Below are 11,886 nucleotides of genomic sequence, written 5' to 3'. Positions count from 1 at the left end.
ACATGAAAATTAAATTTGGTCTATTGCCACGAATTATCTTAGCTATCCTATTAGGAGTTGCCCTGGGATCATTCGTACCAGAAATCGTTGTACGCTACTTTGCTACATTTAATAGCTTATTTGGCGGCTTTTTAGGATTTGCCATTCCACTTATCATCATCGGGTTCATTGTTCCAGGAATCGCACACCTTGGTAAAGGCGCAGGTAAATTACTAGGAATTACAGCTACAACTGCTTATATTTCTACGATAATTGCAGGTTCTCTCGCTTTTACTGTAGGTACACTTTTATTACCTGGCTTCATCGAAAACACGACTGCAGGGAATGTTGTAAACCCTGGTGAGGCTTTATTATCAGGCCTATTTGAATTAGAAATCGCACCAATCATGGGTGTCATGACGGCTCTTATTTTCTCTTTCGTTCTCGGCATTGGAATCTCTTCAACAAATAGTACTCAGCTACGGACAATCATGGATGAATTCCAACGCATTATTGAAAAATTGATTACTTATGTGATTATTCCACTATTACCTCTTCATATTCTAGGGATTTTTATGAACATGACTTATGGAGGGCAAGTCCAATCCATTCTATCCGTATTTGCGAAAGTGTTCATCATGATCATTGCCTTGCATTTGACAATGTTACTCTTGCAATACACGATTGCAGGAATTTCTAGTGGAAAAAATCCACTACACCTTTTACGCACAATGTTACCAGCGTACTTCACAGCACTTGGAACGCAATCATCAGCTGCTACAATTCCAGTTACATTGCAGTCATCGAAGAAAACTGGCGTTAACGAAAAGGTGGCCGAATTTGCCATACCATTATTTGCTACGATTCACTTATCAGGAAGCATGATCACACTTGTTAGCTGTTCTATGGGAGTAATCCTGTTAACAGGTGGTTCTCCAACCTTATCTGAAATGTTCCCATTCATTCTTCTTCTTGGAGTTATGATGATAGCTGCACCAGGAGTTCCGGGTGGAGCAGTTATGGCAGCAGCAGGTTTACTTGAGACAATGCTTGGATTTGATCCAACTATGGTTTCACTAATGATTGCCCTTTATTTAGCTCAAGATAGTTTTGGAACAGCAACAAATGTTACAGGTGACGGTGCACTTACAGTCATTGTCAATAAAATCACAGGCGCTAAAATGGCATAACAAAAACAAGTGTTCTCAGCTGAATAGTGAGAACACTTGTTTTTACGTTGAGTTCCGTTCCGGGGCTGCGTTCCGTGGGCGCGTCTATTTTCAACTCATTGTAATCGAGTTGCGAACGTCAGAAAGACGCTCCAAAAGCAGTCGCACCAACCGAGGCCAAGAGCGCCTCACTTGGCACGCCTGATTTTCTCGGACTTTCTAGCATGACGTTCTCCACATCTAAGAGGGGTCTCACATTCCGACTTTTGATCCCACTGGAGTCAACCCCTACACTCCACTCAACTTGTAATTAATAGAGTTTTATAAGCGTTTTTTGTACCAATTTCTTACTTTCTAGTTTTGAAGTCTTGCTCGACTTGCGCCTTCCATTCACGCGACATTTTCTTCCCCGACCGGACAGCAGAGACTGCTTCATTCACGGATGCAAAATTTAATTCCGTCCCTTTTGCATCTGCATGATAATTGACGGCAAAGTCTCGGTGGATACCAAAATGTTCTGCTGTGGTAATTGCGTCAATATTGGCACCTAAGAATAGAAATTCCCAACCCAGTTCTTTTTGGGCAGTAATCATCTTTCGAATTTGTTTTGCATTATACTCTCGACTTGCATTTTCCATCCCATCTGTTGTGATAACAACCAGGACTTTTGCTTTTTGTTGCTTTTGAACATTGATTAGCTTCTGAATTCCTATACCGATTGCATCTAAAAGAGCTGTACTTCCCCTTACATAGTAATCTGCTTGTGTAATGGGTGAAATCTCTTCCAGCTTCATTCGGTCATGCAACCATTCGATTTCATTATCAAACAATAAGGTAGAGAGAATAACTTCCCCTTCTACTTCACGCTGTTTTTGTAGCAAACTATTGTAGCCACCAATCGTATCTTTTTCTAAACCTTGCATTGAACCACTGCGGTCTACTAGAAACAAAATTTCAGTTTTCATGTGTAGTTCCTCCTTTAATTAGTTAGTAACTAAAGGATACGAAAATTCTTAACACAACTGGTCGCTTGCGAAGCGACAGTTAAAAAGTTCCGAGTGGCGGTTGATGATACGTGAACAATACTTCGTTCACCAAGTATATGTCGTAATTTTGTTGACGAATAAAGTATTCTACAATTAAATCAAATTTGGTACTTTTCGATAAGGAATACCCTGCTGCACTTAATAAATCTTGCGTTTCTTCAAGTGATAGTTCAAGAGCCAATGCCAAAGCTAATGCCGTTGCTTTTTTAGGTTGGTAGTCTTTATTGGAGCGAATTTTTGAAAATAGTCGACGATCTAAATTAGCTCGTTTGTATACTTCAGGGTCTGATAGTTGTCTTTCATCATTTAAACGCAATAACTTTTGAGAAAAGGTTTCTTCCGCATTCGTCAAAAACTGATCAAGTGTCGAGCGCTTTTCTTCGTGTATATCTGGCAGTTCTTTAAAAGAAAATGTCCCTTCCTCTCTTACGTTGGCATGAGACCGACTATAACGTTGTTCAAGATGATGAACCGCTTCTTCATCAATGAATTGTTCAATGGCTATTTTTAATTCTTCACTTACTGTAATTGCATTTTGATCTAACAGGACCAAATAAACCGTCATTTCGTGTGTTTCAACATACTTGCCAATTACGTCGCGAGCAATCTTGAATGCTTGTTTTTTTGGAAAGCCATAGATCCCTGAAGAAATTAAGGGAAAGGCTACGCTTTTCAGTTGATGTCGACTTGCCAGTTCTAGTGAATTTTGATAACTGGCTCTGAGTAGGGATTCTTCATCATTGTGTCCCCCACTCCACTTCGGTCCCGCAGTGTGGATAATGAAGGCTGCCGGTAACTGATAACCTGGCGTTAAAATGGCCTCTCCCGTTTTGATTGGAGCGACAAGCTGACAAGCCTCTGTCAATTGTTGGCGACCAGCACTTTCAAAAATAGCACCACAGACACCCCCACCTTCTTGCAATTGTCGATTTGCGGCATTCACAATAGCATCAACTTTCACTTTTGTTATATCATCTCTTATTATATAAAAGGGCATAATGAGCCTCCAATGTGTATTTCCTCTATCATATCCTAATTTTTTCATGCTTTCTATCTAATAAATAATAGTAGAAATTTGTCAATGAACAGGCGTATAATAGGGAATGTACGTATACAATTCTCGAAGTATGGTCCCCATTAGCGGGAGAACCTGCTTTTTTTTTGATAAGCGAAAAGTGCTTAATAACTTTCAAGGATGTGGAACGCAATCATGAACAGTCAAGATAAACAAATGGATGTCATTTTGATTGGTGCCGGCGTAATGAGTGCAACTTTAGGCGCCCTTCTGAAAGAACTTGTCCCTCACTGGAACATTAAAGTATTCGAAAAACTAGATGCAGCCGGTATTGAAAGCTCAAATGAGTGGAATAATGCGGGTACAGGTCACGCGGCTCTTTGCGAACTAAATTACACACCTCAATTAAAAGATGGCTCAATTGATATAACGAAAGCAATTAAAGTAAATGAACAATTCCAACTATCACGCCAGTTCTGGTCATTTTTAGTGGAAAAAGGATTATTAAAAAATCCACAAGACTTTATTATGCCTATCCCCCATATGAGTATGGTGCAAGGTGAAGAAGACGTAGAATTTTTACGCAAACGCTTTGAAGCACTTTCTCCGAACCCATTGTTTGAAGGGATGGAATTTTCTCAAGACCCTAAAAAACTTGCCGAATGGATTCCATTAATCATGAACAACCGCACGGATGGTCTACCAATTGCGGCAACTAAGATTGACACTGGAACAGATGTTAACTTTGGTGCTTTGACTCGTATGCTTTTTGATTATCTTCAACAGCAAGAAGTCGAAGTAAATTACAAACACCGTGTAGACAACCTGACACGCCTAGAGGATCGTCGCTGGGAACTCAAAGTGACCAACCATGAAACGAAAGAATGGGAATACCATCAAGCAGATTTCGTCTTTATCGGTGCAGGCGGTGGTAGTCTTCATTTACTTCAAAAGTCAGGCATTCATGAATCGAAGAACATCGGTGGCTTCCCTGTAAGTGGTTTATTCTTAGTATGTAATAATCCAGAAATAGTTGAAAAACACCATGCAAAAGTTTACGGAAAGGCAAAAGTCGGCGCGCCGCCAATGTCTGTTCCGCATTTAGATACACGGTATATAGATGGCAAAAAGTCCTTACTGTTTGGTCCGTTCGCAGGCTTTTCTCCAAAGTTCTTAAAAACAGGATCGAATCTTGATTTGATTAAGTCGGTCACACCAAACAACGTGTTTACCATGTTGTCTGCAGGGGCTAAAGAAATGTCTCTGACCAAATATTTGATTGAGCAGGTCATGCTGTCGAATGAAAAACGTGTGGAAGAATTACGCGAATTTATCCCTGATGCAAAACTTGAGGATTGGGGAACAGTTGTTGCCGGTCAACGCGTCCAAGTCATCAAGGACACCGAAATCGGTGGCAAAGGAACTCTTCAATTTGGTACGGAAGTTGTCAGTGCAACTGATGGTTCTGTAGCCGCTTTATTAGGAGCCTCTCCTGGTGCTTCTACTGCTGTTCACGTTATGTTAGAAGTTCTTGAACGCTGCTTCCCAGAGTTTATTGAAGAGTGGTACCCACGAGTGAAAGAAATGGTCCCATCTTACGGAGTCTCTTTATCGGATGACCGAGAACTGTTCTTTGATCTATTAAACTCAACAGCGCGAACGTTAAAGTTAACGGAGATGGAACTGGCTAAAAAAGAACAAGAAACCGTTACGGTCCCTGCAACACCAGAAACTACTTAATTAAAACTGGCTATAATTAAACTCAATTATAAAACTTAAATGACTGGCATTTTGAGTGGAGTGGAGGGGCTGACTCCAGTGGGATTAGAAGTCGGAACGTGAGGCCCCGCAGGAGCTTGCGACGAGGAGACTCACGACGCGCCCACGGAACGCAGTCCCGGAACGGAACTCAACACAACGTAAACTAATAAATCAGTAGATTCTCTAGAATACAACGTAGAGAATCTACTGATTTTATTTTTGTCTGTCTACTTTAATTATTGATAAATGACATCACTTAATCTCATATTGTTTGGATCATACGCTTCAAAAACAGTCTTTTGTTCCTGAGCTGTCATCGTAATCATACACGCTTCTTTATAAATAGCGTTATCTAGCTGAGGAGATGGAATAACAAACTCGTTACTTCCAGTGAAATAATAATACAATCCATTACTTTTCTTGTAGACTAATTTAGAGTCTCCGCTATAGAGAAGTACCTTTTTTAAATTCACAACATTCTTGTCATAGGCATCAGCGGTCACCGAATCACTCGGTTTCAAGCAGATTGTTGATGCATTTGTGAAGTCGACTTTTTGTGAATTATTATTAGGGTCAACATTCTCCATTACAACATCGCCTTTGGTAATGGTAATTTTATTAGCAATAATATGCGAATTCACAATTTCCGTTTGGGAATTTGAGTTGAAATCTAAAGTAAGAGTGGTAGTAATAAGATTAGAATCTAAAACTTGAAAATGCTTGTCAAATTCCAATGGTGCACCTGAAAGAACATTTACTTTCACTAAGCTGCCGTCCGTTCCAAATTGCTGTTTATCAAACAAAGCACCACTTACAAAATGATAAAAGTGCTCTTGTTGAAACGTATACGTGCTAGATCCAATTGAATTGGGATCGTTTATAACAATGGTTTTCTCGTTTGGTAAATCTGCGTATTCTTCAAATGAGTAGGTTGCAGTGAAGGTTTCGGTCTTATCCCCCTGCCACATGAGTTGTTTAGGCAAAGTCAGGAAAATTTCAATCGGTTCACTCACCTCTTGAGGTGTGAATCCCACAACTTTTAAGGAGAGTGTTGATGTCGTGATGTCTAAAGTAGAACGCTCTATCAAACGATACCCAATTCCTGGATTTTCTACAAAAGTTGTATTAGCTGTACGTAAGGACTCTGGTGTAGCATCCGTTTCAAAGTACTGATTACTAGTATAATAAGTTAGTAGATTGGTATTTTGTGTATTTGCTAATTGATTCATTTTTGAAGTTAAATCTGAGTAACTAGTTGCCGTACTCTTAATGCCGTCCATTTTAATTGAAGTATCATTTATTAAGGCATTTACTTCAGCAATAATTTGCTCTTTATAATACTCTGCGCCCATCTCAGCAAGGGCAGTCGTTACTAATGTAGAGTCAGTTTTCTCCACTTGAACTTTTTGTGATACCGCAATTCGTGTGAAGGAGAACATAAATAGCATAAGCATCAAAATGAGACCAAGCGTAATCAACAATGTGTAACCACTCTCATTTTTCAACTGTCTAAGCATGTCACATTCCCCCTTTAAAAAAACTAGCACTTATATACCTAATTAAACAATGGCAGCACCAAAATTAATATAGGTACAAAAAACTAGTTTCGCCCAAAATATGTTATAAATCTATTGTATACCTTTTTGAGGTTTCATCAAATTAATTTGATTCAGAGAAGGTTTCTTGCAAAATATAATAGGATGGTTTTAACCGTTCTTGGAACGTCGGTGAATTCCAACTCTCCCATGTATACCGTTGCAATGACGCCACTTGCCCACTTCCATTACTAGCGACTAGTTCATCATCAACGATAAGCCCCAGTCCAATTGATTCTATAAATTTACTAGCGGTCTCTCCATCTTTAAAGACATCGCCAATGACTTCTAATCGACTCGGGTCTCGGAATTGGAGCAACAGCCACGGAATACGTATCTCCACTGCATTTTCACCGTATTCATAATCCGCTAACGAATCGTAGTCCATAGACTCTGGATTACCATTCCCTCGGCGTAATTTCCCAGTTTCATAGAATTGGAATGGATCTACTCTATCAAGCTCTGGATAATAAAGCTCTTTGTTCAGCACGTAATAAATAGGTGTAAATTCACCTGAATTTTTTTTGCCGGTTGATACGGGTTCAATCATATTCTCTTCATTGCCATAAAGGAAATGGTAATAATCATAGTAACTGTCAACGAGTAACCGTGTATCCGCTCCATCAATATCAACTACGAAGTCGATCCCTTCATTAAACGTACTCTCGTTGAGGCCTTCAATCGCACTGTTTCCTTGCTCAGGAATAGTATCCATTACAATTTTAGCCTTGTCTGAATCCTGGACTCCTTCAACTCGCAAGTACAGATTTGTCTCATCATGTGTGACGTAAAGGGATAGATTCGAACTCTCCACTAGCGCAGATTCGTCCCAATCCGAGAATTCTCCGTCAATTTTTATTTTCATCGAGTCAAAGCTAAGCAGTCCAAAATTTTGCTCGTTGGTTTGTCGATTTGACCAATAAGGGCGACGTTCACGATTATCGTACTCTTGAGTATTCCATGTTCGCTTAAACCATTCATCCTGCCAACTAAAAACGAGGCCTCCCAAATAGTCTTCAGCTACGATTGTTCGGAATAACTTTGATACGATTTCCCCCTGCTGTTCTTCGGTTACATTCCCCTGGTTCCAGCCATAGGGATTCACATGAGTTCCGCCCCTTGAAGCAGGTATGCCAAATTCAGCGATTAATACTGGCATGTCATGCGCCGCTTTCAATTCATTCAAGTACCCCGCATAACTGTTTTTTTCACCGTCTTGATCCACGTATTCCAAATAGGTTTTGTCCACATTTAAAAAGTCTGGATAATAAGGATAGACGTGATACGATGCAAATTGGCCTATCGAAGTCATTTCATCTGTTAGCGAGATGACATTTGGATTTACGCTAACTAAGTCCTCATCCACATTAGGTTCTGAAGGATGTTCAAGCAAATCCGTTGTGACCCAATTGGTAAAGCTGATAGGTCGGAGTTCGTTATAATTTTCATATTCATATGTCAAAATACCATCCATATGTTCTGCTAACCAATGTTCAAAGGGTGACGATTGGTCAGTTTCTACAAAGCGCCCTCTATATTGGCCTACATCTTTGTTTTCTTCATTTGTCCCTACGACCATCTCTGGATACCATTCAATACCGATAATCCACCCTATCACATACTCAGATATATCTGTTTCATATGTACCAGAGGCATGGCCAACCTGTGGAAGAACGCGTGCATTTCCGTGAATGATATCAACAATGTCTTTATACTCTTTTTCAAATCGCTTCACAGTTTCTTCGTTAAAAGCATTTTGTGTTTCTTCAAGCAATTCTTCTTCTGTCCAAGCCCCGTGAAAAACATAGAGCGGCGTTTCATGCTCCTCATTGTATCGTTTTAAAGCACGATAAAAGCCAGGTGGGTGAACAGTATAGACCCGAATTGTATTGGCATTCATCTCTCCTATTTGTTGAAACCAGCGATAATACTCTTCTTCTGTTATAGCTGCTTCACCAGGGAAAAAGCCCGGTTTCCCCATACCTATATTGACACCTTTCACAGTAAGCTTTTCCCACTCTCCGTTTACTTGCACTTCAAACTCATTGCCCTGCACCCGCGAATGATGAACTAGCTCCTCGTTCTGTCGCTCGGGATAACCCGGAAGATTTTCAGCGTCAGAAACAAAATCATCTAATCGACTTGCAAAAAACGACCAATAAAAGCCATCTTTTCGATTTTCATAAAAGAAATCATAGACAGTTGATAGACCAAACACTTGATAAAGTGCAGGTGGTGATTCTAATTGTTGATAGTCACCTGCCATATAGACTGCATGTACTTTAGGATGGGAGCGTTCAACGACACCTGGTATCATCCCATCCGCTAAAGTAGTAGGCGCTTTTTCGCTTACAGATTGCGGTAGTTTGAACCAAAACGTCACATCCTCTTCAATGGGAACAGTTAGCAGCTGGATCCAGCCTCGATAATTACTCTCTTGCCATTGATCAGTAGTACCTTGTTCGTAAACTTCAGTGGATTCTAGGACGACTGTTTTTTCAAGTCTTTCATTGGTAAACACGTAGCCTGAGCCCTGAAAATCCCACTCCCCCTCCACTAAAGCCTTAGTGGATTTCGGAATATCGGGATTTGAATTCGAAAGATCCTCAAAATAATGCATCATCCACCCTGTAGATCGAACACCAGTAAAATCTTCTATTTCTCGCGTTAACAATTCATTTTGAATAGCTAACCACTCAAGCGGTTGAACCAACAATAATTTATTGCGTTCATTAGCAACGCTAGCAGCATCCCACTCTGCTTGTGAAAAAGAACCTGATAACACATCTAATTCAACAGTTGCATCTTGAGCATCTGATAACTTATTGTGTTGGAAAAACCAGTTAATCCCTTCAAACTCATCTAAATCTTGTTGAACACTCTCTGAAGCAGTTACAGAAGAATTAGGCGATGTCACCCAAAGCAAATAGGGCAGGCCAAATACGCCCGCCACTACAAGAACGACAATCAAGAATCGGTTCATGGTGTCATCTCCTTCTTTTGAAAGCCAGTACGTTCCATTTTGCCCCATTCCCTTTTTCGGAACAAAGTGCGCACTAACCCTTCTACTCGCCATAGCAATGTAAGAGGACGATACCAGAAGATTTCAGTCAAAGCCATAATTAGTAAGCGATAAATATCTCGAATCCTCGGATAGCGGTTTACACTCCACGCTTCCATTAAAACAGACCCCATTGAGAAAACACTTCCGTATAAGATCAGGAGCAGTGCAAGTAAAATAGCTATTTCGATATACACCTCTCCAGCAAACAAAGCGAAGACCAGATAAATGTATCCACCGATTTCAATAATCGGTCCTAAAAATTCCACTAGCCAAAAGTACGGCATCGACACCATACCTACAGCTCCGTATTTTGGGTTGAACGTCATACGCTTATGCCGCCAAAGACTTTCCGTTAATCCTTGATGCCACCTTCTGCGTTGCGTTCGTAGAACAGATAACTTAGAAGGAACTTCTGTCCAACACACTGGGTCTGGAACAAATTCAATTCGTTTCTTCTCTTTACTCTCTGCTAGTATACGGTGCAGCCTTACGACCAGCTCCATGTCTTCTCCAATTGTATTTTTGGCATAGCCACCTGCACGAATCACCCAGGCCTTAGAAAATACAGAGAATGCCCCTGAAATAATTAACACTAGATTGAACTGACTGAGTGCAATTCTGCCCATTAGGAATGCTCGTAAATACTCCACGGCCTGCATAACAACAATCAAGTTATTAGGTAACGCAGGACTCGAGATGGAACCGTGTTCCACGAAAAGGCCATTGGCGATCCGCACATTTCCTCCTGCTGCTATTACTTGACCGTTTGAACCAACAATCGGTTTCATAATACGTAACAATGAACGCTCCTCAAGGATGGAATCCCCATCGATTGAACAGATATACGGAAAGCGTGAAACGTTAATACCAGCATTTAGGGCATCTGCCTTTCCTCCATTTACTTTGTCTACCAAAAGGAGGTTGGGGTGAATGGAGGATTGATAAACGGCTTCAATTTCTTCACTCTCTAATTGACGTCGAATGACTTTGTTCATTTTTTTCATAGCAAAGTAAGTTATCATGGTTTCTTTTGTTAAGTCTGTAGATCCATCATTGATAACAATTATTTCGAATTGGGGATAGCGCAAGCTGAGTAGCGATCTCACGCTATCCACTACACCTTTTTCTTCATTAAATGCTGGCACTAGGATTGAGACCGGTTTTGAATAATAACTGGAGAGAAAGTCATCATCCAGTTCTTCTTTATCTAACTGGTACTCTTTTCTTAATTTCAGTAATGACATGAGCAACATAAAAGTGTAGATAACGATGACACCAATCATATAAAAAATTAGAAAGCGCCCAAAGAAAATTAATATTGCTTCCCAGACAGCTGTCATGCGATTACCCCCTTCAAGAGTTGCTCGTCAATTATTTCCATTGCAAAACGATCGGTTGTACGTTCTTTAAAATTCAGTAATAATTCTACGCCAGTTTTCTGTTTAGCTACTGATCGAGCAGCTGTTGATCGCACCCACCAGCTACTATCCTCGAGCATCGGCAATAAGTAATGACCACTTTGTTGAAGTGGGAAACTACCAATCAAACGAGTAGCCAGCATTCGCTCTTCCCAATGAGGAGAATCTAAAAAAACCGTGATAGCTGAATAATCTTGTAGGAAGCCGATTAATTCCAAAGATTTTAGAATACGAATCCGAATTTCCGACTCTTCTTCACTACTCAATTGCTGAAGTAAAAAATCTTGATAAATAATATGATTTTTTTCTCCAATAACATCGATTAAAGCTAGTTTAGCAGCACGTGTTAGATAACTATAATTCTCAACTAATTCTTGAAGTTGGCGGTTATCTAGTTTTAATAGCAGTGCCCGGTTCTGATACTCAGAGAACTCATGAGTAGACTCTTTGATCAATTGAAGTGCGGTTGTTTTCCCTACCATTATTTTTAATAGCGCTAAATAATAAGTTTCTTCTATAGTACGTGTTTTTTTAGTTGACCATTTAGCGAGATGCGATTCCCCTAATGCCACCAACTGAAAATCTATCGTTCGATACAACCCGTTCATGCGGTGACTCCACTCAGGACTTGAAAGCATTTTTCTGTAGTAAGACTCCATATACTCATTTACAAACAAGTATATTTTTTGTCGCGTACCTTCGACATATACACTATTTAAAAGCTTCACAAGAAGTCTTTCAGCAGCTCTCATTTCATGGGAATCTTGTGGAATTAGAGTAGCGTCCCAATTCCCGTTATAAAACAGATAGCTCATCCAATGCTCTTTAGTTCGTGAGAG

8 protein-coding genes are annotated in these 11,886 nt (G+C 40.1%); 2 read left to right on the top strand and 6 right to left on the bottom strand.

Annotation, left to right across the window (positions count from 1 at the left end; genetic code table 11):
• Positions 1-2: 2 nt before the first annotated feature.
• Entirely contained in the window at positions 3-1,169 is a 1,167-nt protein-coding gene (locus tag MKY84_RS05730) for a dicarboxylate/amino acid:cation symporter (protein ID WP_342528406.1), read from the top strand.
• 326 nt (positions 1,170-1,495) lie between these two features.
• Here MKY84_RS05730 and MKY84_RS05725 read toward each other — a convergent pair whose 3' ends face one another.
• Together MKY84_RS05725 and MKY84_RS05720 are read right to left on the bottom strand one after the other, a co-directional pair.
• The gene (locus MKY84_RS05725; RefSeq protein WP_342528404.1) at positions 1,496-2,113 is read right to left on the bottom strand and encodes a vWA domain-containing protein; all 618 of its coding nucleotides are present in this window, start codon (positions 2,111-2,113) and stop codon (positions 1,496-1,498) included.
• A gap of 79 nt (positions 2,114-2,192) precedes the next feature.
• The gene (locus MKY84_RS05720; protein WP_342528402.1) at positions 2,193-3,191 is read right to left on the bottom strand and encodes a macro domain-containing protein; all 999 of its coding nucleotides are present in this window, start codon (positions 3,189-3,191) and stop codon (positions 2,193-2,195) included.
• Positions 3,192-3,404: 213 nt separating this feature from the next.
• Between MKY84_RS05720 and MKY84_RS05715 the strand changes: the two genes are divergently transcribed.
• Entirely contained in the window at positions 3,405-4,949 is a 1,545-nt protein-coding gene (locus MKY84_RS05715; RefSeq protein ID WP_342528400.1) for a malate:quinone oxidoreductase, read from the top strand.
• A gap of 257 nt (positions 4,950-5,206) precedes the next feature.
• Here MKY84_RS05715 and MKY84_RS05710 read toward each other — a convergent pair whose 3' ends face one another.
• The 4 genes from MKY84_RS05710 to MKY84_RS05695 all read right to left on the bottom strand — a co-directional run bounded on the left by MKY84_RS05710 (position 5,207) and on the right by MKY84_RS05695 (position 11,862).
• Positions 5,207-6,487, bottom strand: coding sequence for a hypothetical protein (locus tag MKY84_RS05710; RefSeq protein WP_342528398.1), 1,281 nt, complete (start codon positions 6,485-6,487; stop codon positions 5,207-5,209).
• Positions 6,488-6,629: 142 nt separating this feature from the next.
• On the bottom strand, positions 6,630-9,548 hold the full coding sequence (locus MKY84_RS05705) for a hypothetical protein (RefSeq protein ID WP_342528397.1): 2,919 nt from the start codon (positions 9,546-9,548) through the stop codon (positions 6,630-6,632).
• The gene (locus MKY84_RS05700) at positions 9,545-10,969 is read right to left on the bottom strand and encodes a glycosyltransferase (RefSeq protein WP_342528395.1); all 1,425 of its coding nucleotides are present in this window, start codon (positions 10,967-10,969) and stop codon (positions 9,545-9,547) included. Before MKY84_RS05700 ends, MKY84_RS05705 begins: the two co-directional genes overlap by 4 nt.
• Positions 10,966-11,862, bottom strand: a complete 897-nt coding sequence (locus MKY84_RS05695) for a hypothetical protein (RefSeq protein WP_342528393.1) — start codon at positions 11,860-11,862, stop codon at positions 10,966-10,968. The genes MKY84_RS05700 and MKY84_RS05695 overlap by 4 nt, the downstream gene beginning before the upstream one ends.
• Positions 11,863-11,886: the final 24 nt, after the last annotated feature.

The organism is Chryseomicrobium sp. FSL W7-1435 (assembly GCF_038595005.1).
In the GTDB taxonomy this organism is placed as follows: Bacteria; Bacillota; Bacilli; order Bacillales_A; family Planococcaceae; genus Chryseomicrobium.
This window is presented reverse-complemented; position numbering and strand designations above follow the sequence as displayed.